This window comes from Streptomyces doebereineriae, from assembly GCF_031845645.1.
Lineage (GTDB): Bacteria > Actinomycetota > Actinomycetes > Streptomycetales > Streptomycetaceae > Streptomyces > Streptomyces canus.
The window spans coordinates 392,581-409,241 of sequence record NZ_JAVREZ010000005.1 but is presented as its reverse complement, the minus strand read 5'-3'; the positions used below and the strand labels follow the sequence as shown (position 1 = coordinate 409,241).

Below are 16,661 nucleotides of genomic sequence, written 5' to 3'. Positions count from 1 at the left end.
TGCCTCAGTGGCGTGCGCAGTCCAGGCTGTTCAGGTCGACGGAGTCCGCCATCGCCTGCATGCCCTTGTCGTTGGGGTGGATGTGGTCCCCGCCGTCGAAGACGGGGAGCATCCGCTCGTGGTCGTAGGGGCTGCGCAGGACGCGGTCGAAGTCGGTGACCGCGTCGAACTCGTCGCTGTGGCTCCTCATGAAGTCGTTGACCTCCTGTCGTACGGCCTCGGCGGCCGGGTCCCATTCCGGCCAGCCCTTGAAGGGGGCGATGGTGGAGACGACCACGCACTTACCGGCGTCGTGGGCCCGGTCGACGATCTCGCGGTAGCCGGCGATCAGATCCGGTGCGGTGACGCCGGTGTGGGCCTTGAGGTCGTTGACCCCTTCGAAGAGGAACACGGTGTGCACGCCCGGCTGGGAGAGGACGTCCCGGTCCAGCCGGTTCAGGGCACTCGGCCCGGCGCCGTCGGCCAGCACCTTGTTGCCGGCGATCCCCTCGTTGGCCACGCCCTTGACCGTGGTGTGCGCCTTCTGGAGGCGGCGGGCGAGGTAGTCGGGCCAGCGGCGGTTGTGGTCGCTGGTGGACTGCCAGCCGTCGGTGATGGAGTCGCCGAGTGCGACCACGGCACCGGTGGCCCCGGGCGGGCGCACCGAGACCGCGTCGAGGTAGAACCACGACCCGATGCCCTCGGTCCAGTGGGCGCCGCTCTCCTCGGCGGTGTGGTCGCCCTGGGTGGCGTACGACGTCTGCAGGGCCATCCAGTGGCCGGTGACCGGGCCCGCCGCGTCCGGGGTGTGGAGGCTGACGACCAGGTTCGACCCGGCGGCCAGCCTGCCGGACAAGGGGTCGCTGTACAGCGTGCTGCCGGGTTCCACGGTGACGGAGGACGACCCGTCGAAGGTGAGCTGCCGGTTGGTGCCGTGCACCAGCTCGGCGTCCTTCAGCTGGAGACCGGCGTAGACGCTGTCGAAGGTGACCGGCTCGTGGCCGAACGCGTTGGAGAGCCGGATGCGGGGTTCGCTTCCGCCGACGCTGGTGTGCACGACCATGCGGTAGCCGCGGTCGGCGGCCGAGTCGCCGATGGGGTAGGCGCTCGTGCCCCAGGTGATCACCCCGTCGGGCGGGCTGACGGCGGCCGGTGCGGGCGTGGCCTGGAGTGCGGCGGCCGCGACCGTGACCGCGAGGAGCCGGGCCCCTCGGGCCGTGCGACGCCTCATCGGTCGAAGCCCTTCAGGGTGACCGTGGCGCCCGGCTTGAGTGTCACCGTGCGGGAGCTTCCCGCGTACGCGACCGTCGTGGTGCGGCCTCCGGCGCTGCGGATCCGTGCTTCGGTCGGTTTCCCATCACGCCAGCGTAGATCCACGACGAAGCCGCCGCGTGCGTGCGCTCCCGTGAGGGAGCCGGAGGCGGCCCAGGCGTCGGGCAGTGCGGGCAGGAGTTCCAGGTGGCCGGGGCGGGAGTAGAGCAGCATCTCGATCATCGCCGCAGGGGTACCCAGATTCGCGTCGATCTGAAAGATTCCGCGGCCCTGTTCCACCTGGTAGATGTCGAAGAGGTTGAAGGCGGTGCCGTTGCTGCCTCCTGTGGAGGGCCGAAGGTTGTTGACCACCAGCTGGTAGGCCTTGTCGGCGTTCTTGAGGCGGGCCCAGCACAGACCGCGCCAGGCGTTGGCCCAGCCGAAGCTCTCCATGCCGCGTGCGGTGAGCAGGGCGGTTGCACCCTCGACGATGTCGGCAGGGGTGGATCCGTCGGGGCGGATGCGGTCGCCGGGGAAGAGACCGACGAGCGGCGACAGGTGGCGGTGGGTGGTCTCGCCGAGGTTGTCGGGGGACATCCACTCCTCCAGCCAGCCCGTGGTGGGACTGACCTGGGGGAGGTGGAGGCGCTTGCGGAGGCCGGCGATCGTGGCGGCGAACTTCGCGTCCTTCCTCAACTCGGCTGCGGCCGTGCAGTAGTTGCCGAACAGCGCCCACACGAGTTCCTGGGCGTAGGTGATGCCCTTGGCGTCGAGCGGGCCGTGCTCGGGCGACCAGTCGCTGTCGGCGATCAGGACCTCCCGTGAGGTGCCCGGGAGGGTCGTGGTCAACAGCCGCGCCTCCCAGAACTCGCAGGCGCCTCTCAGGAGGGGGTAGATCTTCTCCAGATGGACTCGGGAGGCGGTGAACTCGTAGTGCTCCCAGAGGGAGTTGCACAGCCAGGCGTTGCCCGCCGGATGCCACCACCAGCCGCCTCCGCCGAACGGGTTGGTGGAGATGGCGACCGTCCAGCCGGCGTTCTTCCCCGTGGAGTTGCGGTAGCGGTTGCGGGGGTCGTTGAACAGCCTGCGGGTGAGGTCGGTCCAGGACGGGAGCTGGGCGACGCAGTAGTCGGTGAGCGTGTCGAAGCACTGGGACAGGCCGGTCCGGTCGGCCGCCCAGTAGTTCATCTGGATGTTGATGTCGGTGTGGTAGTCGCCCATCCAGTCCGGGTCGTTGCCGTCGAGCCACAGTCCCTGAAGGCCCAGCGGGAGGCTGCCGCGTGATCCCGCGATCATCAGGTAGCGGCCGAACTGCAGGTACTGGGCCTCCAGTTCGGGGTCGGGGACTCCGTCCCGGGCGCGTGCGCGCAGGCGCTCCCAGGTGTCGAGGGAGCGCTGCTCGGCGGAGGAGGTGCCCAGCGAGACGTCCAGCTGCCCGAACAGGGCGTGATGGTCGGCGGTGTGGGTGCGGAGCAGGGTGTTCGCCGAGTGCCGGGCGGCGGCCCGGACCTTGGTGCGTGCGAGCTGCTGCGGGTCGAGGGAGGGGTCGCGGAACTGCGCGGCGGCGTCGGGTGTGTAGTTGGTGCCCCCACTCAGGACGACCGTGAGTTCCCTGCACCCGGTGAAGCCGATGTGAGTCCCTTCGACGGTGACGCTGCCGCCGGAGCCGTACGCCGCGATCGCGGCCCCGTATCTCAGTCCGTTCGGGAGGGCGGCGCCGAAGGAGACCGCGGGCTCCTCGCCGTGGGTTCCCTCCAGCGTGATGGTGCCGGTGTAACGGCCTCCTCCGCTCTGGTCGAAGTGCAGGACGATGACGTCGTCGGGCCGGCTGGCGAAGATCTGGCGTCGGTAGGTCACGCCGGAGCGGACGTACGACGTTTCGTTCACGCCCTGAGCGAGGTCCAGGGAGCGGCGGTAACCGGAGACGGCGGACAGGTCGTGGCCGGGGATGTCGACGGTGAGCCTGGCCAGCAGGGTGAAGGAGCCGAAGTCCTGGCGGCCGTAGGGGAATTGGCCGTCGGTGTCGAGGGTGTCGTTGAGGCCGCCGGTCCACAGGGTGGCGTCGGTGACGAGAAGGACTTCGCGGCCGGGGTCGTTGCTCGCGAGGGCGCCGAGGCGGCCGTTGCCGACGGGCAGGCCCTGTTCGATCATCGAGTGTTCGTCGGCGGGAGCCTGCCACCGGAGCCGGTGGCGTGGGTCGGCGTCGAGGGCGGGTGCGTCGGCGGGGCGTTGAGGTGCCGCGGTCGCGGTGAAGGTGGGCAGCGCGGCGAGTGCGGCGGTCAGCGCGAGGACACCGCGTCTGGACGGGTCGGGGGTCATGGCGGCTCCTGGAGGCTCGGTCAGGACTTCGGTACGTCGATCCGGTCGATGTCCGGTGCGTAGCCGGTGCCGCTGTCGAAGGTGATCGTGTTGGCGCCGGCCTTGAGCGTCACGGGCACGTACACACTCGACACGGTGCCCCAGTCGCCGGTGGCGGGGAGCTTGTGGCGGGTGGCGCCGCCGCCGTTCGCGGAGACGTCCACCGAGCGGGCGTCACCGCTGATGTAGGAGACCTTGATCTGGTAGGTGCCGGCCTTGGCGACGACGACGTCGCGGAAGGTCAGGGTCCCGCCGAGGTACAAGTTGCCGACCTTCTTTCCGTCGGAGCAGGCGGAGCAGTCGGCGACGGAGGCGTTGCCGCCGAGGGTGTTCGCTGAGGACTCGGCCTCGTATCCCGTGAAGGCGAGTGCGGTGCCGTGCGGGGTGACCGTGAACAGGCGCGAGCCGTGGGCGGGCAGAGCCTCAGTCACCTTGTTCTTGTAGGTGCCGAGGTTCTCGTGGTTCCACAGGTCGCGGACGGACGCCTTACCGGTGAAGCCGAGGGTGGTCCAGTCGGCGGTGACGGCGGCGGGGGCGTCGGCGAGGTTGAACAGGGCGACGGTGTAGGTGCCGTCGGGGTTCTTGGCGGCCCAGACCTGCTGCGGGTCGGACGGGGTGACCGGGTGTGCGGGCGGGTTGGGCCCCTGGTTGAGGCCGATGACCTCGCGGTTGGTCAGCAGGGACAGACCGTAGGAGTCCAGGCGGGTGAGGTCGTCGCCGGTGTAGAGGGGGGACTTGGCGATGGCCCACAGGGTGGCGTAGCTCTGCCGTTCGGCTTTGGTGAGGCCGTCCATCTGTCCGTTGCCGACATCGAGGGCATCGAGGTCGTTCCAGCCACCGGGTCCGGCGTGCCGGGTCCAGGCGGGGGTGTCGTCCCAGCGGTCGTCGACCGAGTTCTCCCAGCTGACGAGGGTGTTGCAGTAGCACTCGACGTCGGTGTCGATGCGCCAGCCCTGCGAGTTCTTCTTCCAGTCGGCGGCGTGTCCGATGTCGAGGGACCAGGAGAGTTCGAGGTGGACGGTGCGGCCGGTTCCGGCTATCGCCTTGTTCCAGGCGGCCACGTCGGCAACGTTGTCGTACTGGTCGCCGCTCTTCCCGGAGCCGGGGCCGACCCCGTCGAGCTTGAGGAAGTCGTAGCCCCACTGGGCGATCAACTGCGCTTGGGAATCTATGTACTTGTCCGTGCACGGCTTGGAGAAGTCGAGTTTGTACGCGCTGTCCCAGCCGTTGGTGGTGCGCAGATCGTCGTACACGATGTCGGCGGTGGTGCAGCCGTCGGCGTTCCAGATCGGCGTCTTCCCGTCGCCGTACGCCCCCTTCTCCAGGCCGGCCGGGAGATAGATGCCGGCCTTGAGGCCCTTGGCGTGGATGCGGTCGGCGACGGCCTTCATGCCGTGGGGGAAGCGGACCGGGTCGGGCTTCTGGCGGCCGTACTGGTCGAACCCGGACTTCCAGGCCTTGTCCATCCACCAGCCGGCGTCGATGTTGACGTACTCGTAGCCGTACTTCTTCAGCTTGGCGGCCATGGCGTCGGTCTGCTTCAGGACGTTGGCCTCGGTGAGGTAGCTGTAGTCGCCGTCCGGGTTGAGGCCGGGGTACTTGGACGACTGCATGCTCCAACTGGACCAGCCCATGTAGGGCTTGGCGGCGAGGGTCGGGGCGGGGGTGTCGGCGGCATGGGCCGTGGGGACGGCGACCGCCGTGAGAGCGAGCACCAGCAGGGCTCTGGCGGGCAGGGCGAAGTACGAGGATGACCGCATGGGTCGTACCTCCAATGGGGTGCGGGGTGTTATCGGCTCGGGTCCGGGGTGATGAAGGACTGGATGGCGGTGGCGGCGGCTCCGCGGGCCCACTCGTCGAAGGGCAGCGGGTGGGTGCGGACGTCGCACTGGGCGGCGGAGCCGAAGGCGGCCGCGACGAAGGCGTCGCGGATCTGCTCGGCGAACAGGTCGTAGGCGGCGAGTCCCTCGCCGGAGATGATCACGCGTTCGGGGCCGAGGAGGTTGGCAACGGTTGCGATGCCCCGGCCGATCGCCTCGCCCGCGCGCGCGTACACGTCCCGGGCTCCGGCGACTCCTTCGCGGGCCAGGTGCAAGGCCGCGGCGGCGTCGGGGAGTTCGGCCCCGGTGGCCTCGCGGACCTGCCGGACGATCGCGGCTTCCCCGGCGATCGCCTCGACACAGCCGCGGTTGCCGCAGTGGCAGAGCGGGCCGGCCGGGTCGACGGTCACATGGCCGATCTCCCCGGCCACTCCGTGCGCCCCGGCGACGACACGGCCGTGCACCACCAGGCCGCAGCCGATGCCCGCGCCCACGGTGACCACGGCGAAGTCGGACAGGCCCACTCCGGCGCCGAACCACTGCTCGGCGACGGTCAGGGCGCGTACGTCGTTGTCGACGGTGACGGGCAAACCCGTGGTCATGGCGGCGAGTTCGGCGAGCGGGACGTCGCGCCACTCCAGGAAGGGCGAGTAGCGGACCGCGCCCTCGCCCCGGTCGACGTCACCGGAGACCGCGATGCCGAGACCGAGGACCGGGGCCGTAAAGCCGTCCGCCTCGGCGAGAAGCAGCTGGACGAGTTCCGCGATGCTCGCGAGCACCGTCTTGGGCTCGCGGTCGGGCAGCGGCAGATGCCGGGCGACGCGGATACGGCAGCACAGGTCGGTGAGGACCCCGATGATCTCGTCGCCGGTGACCTTGACGCCGATGAACATGGCCCGCCCTCCGTCGACCCGTACGAGGTTCGCGGGCCGCCCGAGCGCCGGGCGGGCCTCCTCGTCCGCGCCCTCCACCAGGTATCCGGCTTCGATGAGGGGCCGGACCGCCTTGGTGACGGCGGCCGGCGACAGACCGACCCGCCGGGCCACCTCCAGACGGGGCAGGGGGCCCTGGGACAACACGGTGGTGAACACCTGCGAGGCGGCGGGTGTGTTGGCGGGGAACGTCTCGGCGCGAGGGGTGGGGCGCATGGCCGGGAACTTAGAGGGGTTCTTTTCCTTCGTCAATAAAAGAAGCAGGATTGACTGTGCGTTCTCGAAGGGACTTCTGTGCCGACCGGAGCGGTCAATCATCACTTTTCGTGCTCTTCATCGACATACTCTCCTCATTCGTATGGAAACTGACGAAACGACAGGAGATCAGCCGGATGGCATCAGCACGAGTGGTGGTCGGGACGGTGGCCGGAGCGGTCCTGCTGCCCCTTCTCGCGGTCCCCGCCCACGCCGGGTCGCCCGCCGCACCCGCGGTGGATCTCACAGGCCTGCTCGGCGTGTTGCGTTCCGCGACGGAGCAGGGCGCGCCGGGGTCCATGGCCCGGATCGACGACGGGAACTCGGTGTACCGGGCGGCCGCCGGAGTCGGGGACCGCAAGAGCGAGCACACGATGAGCGACACCGACCGGTTCCGTATCGGCAGCGTCACCAAGACCTTCACCGCCGTCGTCCTGCTCCAGCTGGTGGACGAGAAGAAGCTGGAACTCGACGCGCCGGTCAACCGCTATCTGCCCGGGCTGCTGCCGGACGACCGGATCACGGTGCGGCACGTCCTGAGCCACCGCAGCGGCCTGTACGACTACACGAACGAGATGTTCGCCAAGACGGTCCAGGGTTTCGAGGCGGTCCGCAAGAAGGTCTTCACCCCCGAGGAGCTGGTGAAGCGCTCGCTGCGCAAACCGCGCACGAACGCGGCCGGCGCGGTGTACGCGTACTCGAACACCAACTTCGTCGTCGCCGGAATGCTGATCGAGAAGCTGACCGGGAACCCGGTGCGGACCGAGTACGAGAAGCGGATCATCGAACCGCTCCAGCTGCGGGACACGTTCTATGTCCACCCCGGCATGAAGATCCCCGGCCCTCATGCCCGCGGCTATCTCACCCCGGACCAGGCCGGCGCCCCACTCGTCGACGCGACCGAGCAGACCGTGTCGTGGGCGCAGAGCGCGGGCGCCCTCATCTCCAGCACCCGGGACCTGAACACCTTCCTGTCCGCCCTGCTCGGGGGGCGGCTCACCTCGGCCGCGCAACTGGCGCAGATGGAGCGGTGGATGCCGGCGGGAAGCGGTCAGGCGTACGGCCTCGGGTTGCGCCGTCGCGATCTGTCGTGCGGGGTCTCGGTGTACGGCCACACGGGTGCCGTGCAGGGCTTCTACACGTACGCGTTCGCCTCGAAGGACGGCAAGCGCGCGCTCGCCGCGGTCGCCAACACCTCCAACAACGGCACGGTCCTCAACACGATGCTGCGCACTCTCGACTCCGCGTTCTGCGGCAAGGCGACGAAGGCTCCGCGCGGCAAGGCGCCGGTGGAGCGGCACGAGGACATGGCGCCGGCGGTCACGCTGGACTGAGCACGCCGGGAACCCCTGCGCCCTGGTGTGCGTTTTCCCGGCGAGCGACGACACCAGGGCGGCACGATGAGCGAGTTGGTCCCCGGAGGCAATCTGCCCCTCCCCGAAGGGGCCGTCACCGTGCGGGTGGCCGGCCCCTTCGACGTGTCCGCCCTCGTCACGGACGACCACGGCAAGGTCGGGGGCGACGCCGACTTCGTCTTCTACAACCAGCCCTCCGCTCCCGGCGCCCGGCTCTCCGGCGACACCCTGACCATCGATCCCCGGCGATTGCGCGCGGGCGCCTCCAGGCTGACGGTGGTCGTCAGCCCGGCCGATCCCGGCACCCCCCTGGGCCGGCTGCCCGCCCCGGTCCTTCAGGTCACCGGTGCGGGCGGCCGCCCGCTCGCCCGGTTCGCGCCGGCGCGGCCACGGCAGGAGACCGTCCTGCTGCTCGCGGAGATCTACCGGCGGGGCGACGGCTGGAAGCTGCGGGCGCTGGGGCAGGGGTACGCGGACGGGCTCGCGGGGCTGGCGCGGGACTTCGGGGTGGATGTCATGGACGACACGCCCACGACCGCGGTGCCTTCCGTGCCGTTGACGGTATCGGGGGCACGTCCTGCCGCTGGGCCCGCCCTCCGGTCGCCCTCGGGATCGTCCCCGGCTTACCCGCCGCCTCCGGCCCGCCCCGCGCCCCTCCCCCGCTCCCCCGCGCCCGCCGCTTCCCCAGACCCGGCCGCCTTCCTCACCCTGGTCAACTCGGCGCGCTCCACGGCCGGTTCGCCCCCGGTGACGCTCGACCCCCGTCTCACCGACGCCGCCCGCGGCCACGCCTCCGCGATGGCCTCCGCGGACCGCCTCGGTGCGGAGGGTCCGGACGGCGTCTCCGTCTTCCAGCGGCTCACCGCCACCGGATACGCGTACCTCACCGTCGGCGAGCACCTCGTCTCCGGCCCCCGCAACCCGTCCGACTTCGCCGAGTACTGCCTGAGCACCGAGCAACCCCGGCGGACCCTGCACGATCCGGCCTTCAGCCACGTCGGTCTGGCACACGCGACCAACGGCCGCTCCGGCGATGTGTACTGGACGGCGCTGTGGGCCAGGCCGCTCACGCCCGCCGGCCTGACGCGTACCGCCGACGAGGTCGTCGGCCTCACCAACCGCGAGCGCGCCCGGGCCGGTCTGCCGCCGCTCGGCGTCGATCCCGTTCTCGTCCGTGCCGCGCAGGCGTACAGCACCGACATGGCGGTCCGCGCCTTCTACTCCCACACCTCACCCGAGGGCACCCAGCCCTGGGACCGGGCCGCCGCCGCGGGCTCGACCCGTCGCTCGATCGGGGAGAACATCGCGTGCGGCCAGCGCTCGGCCGCAGAGGTCGTCGAGGGCTGGATGAACAGCCCGGGTCACCGCGCCAACATCCTCAAGCCCGGCTTCACCCACATCGGGATCGGCTTCGCGGGCGGCGGACCGGCGGGCACGTACTGGACCCAGTTGTTCGGCGCCTGAGCGAGCCCGCGGACGAGAGTTGGGCCACGATCTTGGCGGAGGGGATCCCTCCGGGCCAGGATGCCCCCATGAAGGGTGACCTCTTTTCCAGTGAGCACATGGTGCAGCCGGCCACGGCGCCGGGTATGACGGTCGAGAACTCCAAGTGCGTCAGGTACGCGGTGCACGGCGAGATGCTCGCCCGCCAGGGGGCGATGGTCGCCTACCGCGGCAATCTCCAGTTCGAGCGCAAGGGCCAGGGCGTCGGGGGGATGCTCAAGCGGGCCGTCACCGGCGAGGGACTGCCGTTGATGGCGGTGCGCGGGCAGGGCGAGGCCTGGTTCGCGCACGAGGCGCAGAACTGTTTCATCGTCGACGTGGAACAGGGTGACGAGTTCACGGTCAACGGTCGCAACGTCCTGTGTTTCGACGCCTCGTTGGCGTACCGGATATCGACCGTGAAGGGCGCGGGCATAGCCGGTGGCGGTCTGTTCAACAGTGTCTTCACGGGTCACGGCAGGCTCGGGCTCGTCTGCGAGGGCAACCCGCTGGTGATCCCGGTCTCGCCGGAGTTCCCGGTGTACGTCGACACGGACGCGGTCGTCGGCTGGACGGCGGGCCTCGCGACCTCGCTGCACCGTTCGCAGTCCATCGGGTCGATGCTGCGCGGCGGTTCCGGGGAGGCGGTGCAGCTGGTGCTGCAGGGCTCGGGATACGTCGTCGTACGGCCGAGCGAGGTGACCCCGCAGAAGGCTCAGCAGCACTGAGGCCCCAGGCAGTGATCTGCGCCTCACAGGCAACCCGTCCGGCTCCGTCCACGTCTTGACCGGCAGCGGATGATGCCCCGGCCCCTGGCCGGGGCTCATTTTCGAGGCACTATGCACACCATGTATACACAGCATGTATAGATGAGGTGTATACGGACGGAAAGGCATGCATGTACGGCAAGGCATTCGCCCCGGAGTACCAGGGCGCACTCACCACCCTCTCCGTGAACTCCTCGCTGGACGAGGTCCTGGCCGCCGGCACCGAGCAACTGAGAGCGGCCGAGCGAGCCGGCCGGCACGGGGAGGTGGCCCGCTCCGGACTCGCGGTCGCCGAGGCGCTGCGCAGGCTCGGCCGGGTCACCGACGCCGACCGCGCCTGGAAGGCGAGTTACCGGGCCGCCCGCCGGGCCGGGGACACCGCGGGCATGGCCTGGGCGCTGTGGAGCGGCGGCACGCTGGCCCGCCAACGCGGCGGATTCGCCCTGGCCCGGCGGCTGCTGGGGCTGGCGGCCGAACTCGGCGAGCTCGGCGGGGATGTCGTAGTGCGCGGTTACTCGCTGGCGGGGCTGGCCGAGACGGGCCGTATCCAGGGCGACTACGAGGCCGTCGGCCGGCTGCACGAACAGTTGCTGGCCGAGGCCCGACGGCGTGGCGAGGCACGGCACACGGTGTGGGCGCTGTCCGGCATCGCGCAGATGCACCGCAACACCGGGGCCTACGACACCGCGTTCGCCATGTTCGAGGAGGCGGCCCGGATCGCCGCGGGCGCCGACGACCGGCGCGGTCATGCCTGGGCGCTGCGCGGGCTCGCCGACCTCGTCTCCGTGCGCGACGGCGACACGGGACGGGCCCTCGCCCTGCTGTCCGAGGCGGAGACGACCTGCCGCGAGATGAATCTGTCCAGCGCGCTGGCCTACAACCACAAGATGCGCGGCAACGTTCTCTACCGCGCGGGGCGTTACCCCGAGGCCCGCGACCTGTACGAGCAGGCGCTCGCCGAGTTCCGCGCCATGAGCGAACCTCGCGGGGAGGCTCTTTCCCGTCTGGGACTCGCCAAGTCCCTGGCCCACCTGGGCCGCGACCGCGCCGGGACCGCGGCCGAACTGGACGATCTGGCCCGCGTGCTGGAGCGGACCGGGCTGCGGCACGCGCGGGAGATGGTGGCGCGGGCCCAGGAGGAGTTCGGTGTGCGGACGGAGGCGGTACGGTGACCACGCTCGCCGCTCCCGAAGTCCTCACCCGCTGCCGCATGTTGGTCCAGCCTGCGCTCCAGGAGGCCGTCGGCCGACTGCACCCCTGGGTGAGCGAGATGGCCGCCTACTCCTTCGGCTGGTGCGAGGTCGGCGGCGCCCCGGCCGTCGCGTCCGGCGGCAAGGGGGTGCGCCAGGCACTCGCCGTGCTGGGTGCCGAGGCGGCCGGCGCGCCCGGGCGGGCCGGGGTGCCCGCGGCGGTCGCGGTGGAACTGGTGCACGTCTTCTCGCTGCTCCACGACGACATCATGGACGGCGACCCGGCCCGGCGCGGCCGCCCCACGGTGTGGAAGGCGTACGGCACCGGCCCGGCCGTTCTCGCGGGTGACGCCCTGTTCGCGCTGGCCGTCGAGACCCTGGCCGACGCCGGCTCCGACGCCGTTCGGCTGCTGTCCGGGGCACTGTCCGACCTCGTGCGGGGGCAGGCGGACGACCTCCTGTTCGCCACCCGCCCCTGGACCGGACCGGAGCGGGTGCGGCCGGAGGAGTACCGGACCATGGCCGAGCACAAGACCGGGGCGCTGCTGGGCTGCGCGGCGGCGCTGGGCGCCCTGCTCGGCGGGGCGCCCCCCGCCACGGTGGCCGCCCTGGACCGGGCCGGGCGGCATCTGGGGGTCGCGTTCCAGATCGTCGACGACGTCCTGGGGATCTGGGGCGACCCTCTGGTCACGGGCAAGCCCGTGCACGGCGATCTGCGGGAGCGGAAGAAGACGTTCCCGGTACTGGCCGCGCTCGACTCACCGACAACTGCGGCGGCGCGTCTGGCGCGGCTCCTGGAGTCGGACGGGCCCCTGCGGGAGATGGCGGACCTGGTCGAGGAGTGCGGCGGCCGGTCGGCCGCGCTCGCCGAGGCCCGCCGTCGCATGGCCCTGGCGGAGACGGCGTACGAGCTGCGGCCTTTGCTGGACTACCTGCTGCGGCGCGATCTCTGATGCCGAGTTGACCGGGGCCGGTCGTCGGGACAGGGTTCGAGAAGAGCTCTCCCCGCCGGAAGGAACCGTCTTGATCGGGATCACGGACATCGAGCAGCAGGCCGGGCTGATCGCCGGACATGTCGTCCGCACGCCGACCCTGCCCAGCCCCGGCCTGTCCGCGCTGCTCGGTGCTCCCGTCACCGTCAAGCTCGAACTGCTCCAGCGCACCGGCTCGTTCAAGGCGCGTGGGGCGACGGCCAAGCTGCTGTCGCTGAGCGAGGCGGAGCGGGCGGCCGGGGTCGTGGCGGTCAGCGGCGGCAACCACGGGATCGCCCTGGCCCACATGGCGGCGGCGCTCGACGTCAAGACGACGGTGGTCATGCCGCGTTCGGCGCCCGCCCGTTCGGTGGAGATCGTGGCGGCGGCCGGGGCGTCGCTGCGGCTGACGGACGACATGGACGGTGCCTTCTCGCTCGTGAACCGGCTGCGGGACGAGGGGCTGACACTGGTCCACCCCTTCGACGACCCCCTGGTGATCGCGGGGCAGGGGACCGTCGGACGGGAACTCGCCGACGACGCGGGCGACCTCACCGACGTCCTCGTCAGCGTCGGGGGCGGCGGCCTGATCGCCGGGGTCGCGGCGGCACTGCGGGCGCTTCGTCCGGGTGTCAGGGTCTGGGGTGTGGAGACCGAGGGCGCCGAGGCCATGTCCCGGGCGCTCGCCGCGGGTGGGCCGGTGCCGGTCGCGCTGTCCTCCGTCGTGTCCACGCTGAGCGCCCCGTCCGTCTCGCAGCTGACGTACGACCATGTGGCGGCCCTGGTCACCGAGGTCCTCGTGGTCCCGGACCGGGAGGCCGTGCAGGGCTGTCTCGACCTCGCCGACCACGCCAAGGTGTGGGGCGAACCGGCGGCCGGGTGTCTTCTGCCCGCCGCCCGGCGGGTGCTGGAGCGCGTCGGCGACGACTGCCGGTTGGGCCTCGTCGTGTGCGGCGGCAACGCGACCACCGCCGACGTCATGGCCTGGGCCGGGCGGTTCGGGCTGCGGTGAGAGAAGTGCTCGACTGCGTTCGTTCTACTGACTTCTGAGTCAGAAACCGAGCAACCAGAAAGCGGATTCCATCGGTTGACGATTTGATTGAACATACCCCGCCGCACCCGCCGTACCTCTGTGAAAGGTGAGAGCCAGGGGTTCAGCGAGGGATGACCATGGTCAAGGCGCACGTCTCCACACACGAATTGGTCGCAGGACGGTACCGGCCCCTGGACATCCTGCACCGCGAGACCAACCGGACCTGCTGGTACGGCGAGGACGTCTCGACCGAACGCCCCTGTCTGCTCACCGAGATAGGGCTGCCCGCCGGCACCGACGAGGAGACCTCACTGCGCACCGCCGCGGGAGTCGTCCGGATGTCCAAGACCATGCGGGTGCTCTCTCCCGGCCGGATCGCCGCGGTCGTGGACGCCGTGGCGCAGGAGGACACCCTGTGGACCGTCACCGAGCCGGTCGACGGCATCCCCCTGGGCGAACTCCTCGGCCGCCAGGGGACGTTCGACCACGTGCGGGCGGCGCGCATCGGCCTGGAGCTGCTGGAGGTGCTGGAGGCGGCGCACGGCGAGGGCATCACGCACGGTGAACTCAGCCCGGGCCAGGTGTTCGTGCACCACCAGGGCTCCGTCGTCGTCACCGGCTGGGGCCTGGCCGGCGCGACCCTCGCCCCCCGGCTCTCGGCACCGTCGTACGCCTCCCCCGAACAGGCCCGTGACGAGCGCATCGGGCCGGCCGCCGACCTGTGGGCGCTCGGCGCGATCCTCTACACGCTGGTCGAGGGACGTCCGCCCTTCCGTGACCGCGACCGTCCCGCGGCCACCCTGAAGGGGGTCGACCGGCTGCCGCTGCGGGCGCCGGTGCGCGCCGGGCCCCTCACCCAGACCGTGCAGGGGCTGCTGCGCAAGGACTCCCGGGAGCGGCTGAGCCGCACCGCCGTGCGGGGCGCCCTCCTCAGGGTTCTCGACGAGGACCCCGACACACCACCGGAGGAAGGACCCCGGTCCCGGCTGCGCGTCCTGCACGGGGTGGCTCCGGGCCGCGGCAGCCGGTTCCTGATCGCGGGGACCGCCCTGGCCGTCGTCACGGTGGCCGCCGCCGTCCTCACGGTCACCAAGGCGCTGCCCAGCGGCGACAGTGCGACGACAGGTGAGGCTCCCGCCCCGTCCGCGTCGGCCTCCGCCTCCGCTCCCGCCCCACCGCCTCCGGCCCCTTCCCCGTCGGTCACCGCACCCGGCAGCCGCACCGACGAGAGCGTCGAACCGCCCGCGACGCCCAAACCCACGCCGACACCCACGCCGAGCCGAACGGCCTCTCCCACCGCGGGCACGGGGCTGCCGCCCGGATACAGCGAGTACCACTCTCCCGAAGGCTTCTCCATCGCCCTGCCCAAGGGTTGGAAGCCGCTGGAGACTCAACGCCAGGCCGACCTGGCGTACCGCGTCACCTTCGGCGCCTCCGGTGACCCGCGCACCGTCGCCGTCACCTACAGCAAGGCCGTCGGCACGGACGCCGTGGCCGTGTGGCGCGACGACGTGGAACCGGGCCTCGAGGACAACCCCGGCTACGAGCGCCTCGGTGACATCCGCGCCACGACCTACCAGGGCCGCGAGGCCGCCGACATGCAGTGGATCGAGGACGTGGACGGCACCCGGGTGCGCACGTTCGGCCGCGGCTTCCTCATCGGCGGGGGCCGCGGTTACTCACTGCGCTGGACGACCCCGGCGGCCGACTGGAACGACGCCGCGAACCAGGCGGCGCTGGACACCTTCCTGAGCACCCTCCACGTGCCCTCAGACTGAGCGCGGCGCGCGCATCCGCCGCAGCGGTCCGCCGTGCAGGGGCTGGGTGCGCCAGCGCGCGGTGAACGTCCGGTCCCCCAGCGAGCACGTCACCAGCAGGTGGTGCGGTGTCTCCAGGAAAGCCACGTCGACGGCGAGGGTCTCCGCGTCGGTCCAGCCGCCGCTCACCGCGACGGGCACGGGCTCGCCGGCCACCGTCCAGCCGGCCTCCCCGGTTCCGAGCCCCAGCTCCAGCCGGTCGCCGTCGTCGACCAGCGTCACGCGGCCCCCCGGGTCCACCTCGACCGCGCTCAGGGACGGCTGGTCGGCGCAGGCACCGCCGTAGGGAGTGAAGGCGGTGTTCCAGTCCTCCACCCGGTCCGCGGGGGTCGCCTTGCCCTCCGCGGGCGGCAGCGCGAGCCGTGCCAGACGGTCGGCCAGGGCCGCGTCCGCCCCCTCGCGGCCGGACAGCGGGTCGGCCCCGAAGGCGGGGAGCAGATGCTCCCAGACCAGGTCCAGCACCTTCTGCATCTCCACGGTCTCCGAGGTGATCGCGAGCACCGCGTCCTGTTCGGGCAGCACCACGCAGAACTGCCCGTACGCCCCGTCCCCGCGGTAACCGTGCCGCGCCATCCAGAACTGGAAGCCGTAGCCCTGCTGCCAGTCCGACCAGCCGCCCTCCGGCGGTGCCCCGTGCGAGATCTGGGCCCGCGTCGCCTCGGCCACCCATGACTCGGGCAGCAGCCGCTCGCCCTCCCACACCCCGCCCCGCAGGTACAGCAGGCCGAGCCGGGCGACGGCGTCGGTGGTGGCGTGCAGCCCGCTGAAGCCGAGCTCACGGCCCGTGCGGTCGGGGATCCAGGCCACCTCGCCGATCCCGAGCGGCTCGAACAGCCGGGGCCGCAGGTACTCGGTGAGCTTCTGGCCCGTGACGCGCTGGACGATCGCGGCGAGGGTGTAGGTGGCGGGCTGGTTGTAGGCGAAGACGGTGCCCGGGTCCCGGTCGGGCGGCACCAGCAGGAAGCCCCGGACCAGCTCGTCGCGGTCCTGTGCGCGCGCCCGGTCCAGTGTCTCCTCGAGATGACCGCTGGCCATCGACGCCACATGCCGCACGAGCATCGCGCGGCTGCGCGGGTCGGTGACATCGGCCTCGAACTCCGGGAAGTACGAGATCACCGGGTCGTCGAGCCCGAGCAGTCCCTCGGCGAGGGCGAACCCGGCGGCCGTCGCGGTGAAGCTCTTGCTGAGCGAGTAGAGAAGCTGCGGCCGGTTCGGGGCGTACGGCGCCCACCAGCCCGAGGCCACGACCCGGCCATGGCGCAGCAGCATCAGACTGTGCGGCTCGATGGCCGGGTCGGATTCGAGGGCGTCGAGAAAGGCCTGTATGCCGGCGGCGTCGACGCCCTGGGCGGCGGGGGTGCTCGTGGGCAGGGAGCTCATAAGGGCATCCTCTCTTGTTCTCCGGACGTGATCGAGAGGGCCCCGGAAGCCCGTTTTCCCCTCCGGTCACC

At 71.4% G+C, this 16,661-nt stretch carries 12 protein-coding genes; 7 read left to right on the top strand and 5 right to left on the bottom strand.

Annotated elements, in window-relative coordinates; translation table 11 throughout:
• Positions 1–4 precede the first annotated feature (4 nt).
• The 4 genes from RNB18_RS18095 to RNB18_RS18080 are packed head-to-tail and all read right to left on the bottom strand — an operon-like array spanning position 5 to position 6,556.
• Positions 5–1,210, bottom strand: coding sequence for an SGNH/GDSL hydrolase family protein (locus tag RNB18_RS18095; protein WP_311715098.1), 1,206 nt, complete (start codon positions 1,208–1,210; stop codon positions 5–7).
• Positions 1,207–3,549 carry a glycosyl hydrolase family 95 catalytic domain-containing protein gene (locus RNB18_RS18090; RefSeq protein ID WP_311715097.1) on the bottom strand — a complete coding sequence of 781 codons (2,343 nt, stop codon included), beginning with the start codon at positions 3,547–3,549 and terminating at the stop codon, positions 1,207–1,209. The genes RNB18_RS18095 and RNB18_RS18090 overlap by 4 nt, the downstream gene beginning before the upstream one ends.
• A gap of 20 nt (positions 3,550–3,569) precedes the next feature.
• Positions 3,570–5,348 (bottom strand): alpha-galactosidase D, encoded by a 1,779-nt coding sequence (locus RNB18_RS18085; RefSeq protein ID WP_311715096.1) that lies wholly within the window; start codon positions 5,346–5,348, stop codon positions 3,570–3,572.
• Positions 5,349–5,377: 29 nt separating this feature from the next.
• A complete protein-coding gene (locus RNB18_RS18080) occupies positions 5,378–6,556 on the bottom strand; it encodes an ROK family transcriptional regulator (protein WP_311715095.1) in 1,179 nt (392 codons plus the stop codon).
• Positions 6,557–6,732: 176 nt separating this feature from the next.
• Here RNB18_RS18080 and RNB18_RS18075 point away from each other — a divergent pair, with 176 nt between their 5' ends.
• The 7 genes from RNB18_RS18075 to RNB18_RS18045 all read left to right on the top strand — a co-directional run bounded on the left by RNB18_RS18075 (position 6,733) and on the right by RNB18_RS18045 (position 15,171).
• Positions 6,733–7,929 (top strand): serine hydrolase domain-containing protein, encoded by a 1,197-nt coding sequence (locus RNB18_RS18075; RefSeq protein ID WP_311715094.1) that lies wholly within the window; start codon positions 6,733–6,735, stop codon positions 7,927–7,929.
• Between the two features lie 66 nt (positions 7,930–7,995).
• Positions 7,996–9,414 carry a CAP domain-containing protein gene (locus RNB18_RS18070; protein WP_311715093.1) on the top strand — a complete coding sequence of 473 codons (1,419 nt, stop codon included), beginning with the start codon at positions 7,996–7,998 and terminating at the stop codon, positions 9,412–9,414.
• A gap of 68 nt (positions 9,415–9,482) precedes the next feature.
• Positions 9,483–10,160: an AIM24 family protein gene (locus RNB18_RS18065; protein WP_311715092.1), complete on the top strand. Its 678-nt coding sequence runs from the start codon at positions 9,483–9,485 to the stop codon at positions 10,158–10,160.
• Between the two features lie 170 nt (positions 10,161–10,330).
• On the top strand, positions 10,331–11,371 hold the full coding sequence (locus tag RNB18_RS18060) for a tetratricopeptide repeat protein (RefSeq protein ID WP_311715091.1): 1,041 nt from the start codon (positions 10,331–10,333) through the stop codon (positions 11,369–11,371).
• Positions 11,372–11,409: 38 nt separating this feature from the next.
• Entirely contained in the window at positions 11,410–12,342 is a 933-nt protein-coding gene (locus RNB18_RS18055) for a polyprenyl synthetase family protein (RefSeq protein ID WP_311715228.1), read from the top strand.
• 70 nt (positions 12,343–12,412) lie between these two features.
• Complete coding sequence (locus tag RNB18_RS18050; protein ID WP_311715090.1) at positions 12,413–13,372, top strand: threonine/serine dehydratase; 960 nt, start codon at positions 12,413–12,415, stop codon at positions 13,370–13,372.
• Positions 13,373–13,524: 152 nt separating this feature from the next.
• Entirely contained in the window at positions 13,525–15,171 is a 1,647-nt protein-coding gene (locus tag RNB18_RS18045) for a serine/threonine protein kinase (protein WP_311715089.1), read from the top strand.
• On the opposite strand, the gene RNB18_RS18040 is transcribed toward RNB18_RS18045, so the two are convergent.
• Positions 15,163–16,590: a serine hydrolase domain-containing protein gene (locus RNB18_RS18040; RefSeq protein ID WP_311715088.1), complete on the bottom strand. Its 1,428-nt coding sequence runs from the start codon at positions 16,588–16,590 to the stop codon at positions 15,163–15,165. The genes RNB18_RS18045 and RNB18_RS18040 overlap by 9 nt on opposite strands.
• Positions 16,591–16,661 lie beyond the last annotated feature (71 nt).

What these genes read in the sequence shown, in the direction of transcription:
- RNB18_RS18075 (WP_311715094.1), top strand. Translation starts at nt 6,733, where the DNA reads ATGGCATCAGCACGAGTGGTGGTCGGGACGGTGGCCGGAGCGGTCCTG.
- RNB18_RS18060 (WP_311715091.1), top strand. Translation starts at nt 10,331, where the DNA reads ATGTACGGCAAGGCATTCGCCCCGGAGTACCAGGGCGCACTCACCACC.
- RNB18_RS18070 (WP_311715093.1), top strand. Translation starts at nt 7,996, where the DNA reads ATGAGCGAGTTGGTCCCCGGAGGCAATCTGCCCCTCCCCGAAGGGGCC.
- RNB18_RS18040 (WP_311715088.1), bottom strand. Translation starts at nt 16,590, where the DNA reads ATGAGCTCCCTGCCCACGAGCACCCCCGCCGCCCAGGGCGTCGACGCC.
- RNB18_RS18065 (WP_311715092.1), top strand. Translation starts at nt 9,483, where the DNA reads ATGAAGGGTGACCTCTTTTCCAGTGAGCACATGGTGCAGCCGGCCACG.
- RNB18_RS18095 (WP_311715098.1), bottom strand. Translation starts at nt 1,210, where the DNA reads ATGAGGCGTCGCACGGCCCGAGGGGCCCGGCTCCTCGCGGTCACGGTC.
- RNB18_RS18045 (WP_311715089.1), top strand. Translation starts at nt 13,525, where the DNA reads ATGACCATGGTCAAGGCGCACGTCTCCACACACGAATTGGTCGCAGGA.
- RNB18_RS18090 (WP_311715097.1), bottom strand. Translation starts at nt 3,549, where the DNA reads ATGACCCCCGACCCGTCCAGACGCGGTGTCCTCGCGCTGACCGCCGCA.
- RNB18_RS18055 (WP_311715228.1), top strand. Translation starts at nt 11,410, where the DNA reads ATGTTGGTCCAGCCTGCGCTCCAGGAGGCCGTCGGCCGACTGCACCCC.
- RNB18_RS18080 (WP_311715095.1), bottom strand. Translation starts at nt 6,556, where the DNA reads ATGCGCCCCACCCCTCGCGCCGAGACGTTCCCCGCCAACACACCCGCC.
- RNB18_RS18085 (WP_311715096.1), bottom strand. Translation starts at nt 5,348, where the DNA reads ATGCGGTCATCCTCGTACTTCGCCCTGCCCGCCAGAGCCCTGCTGGTG.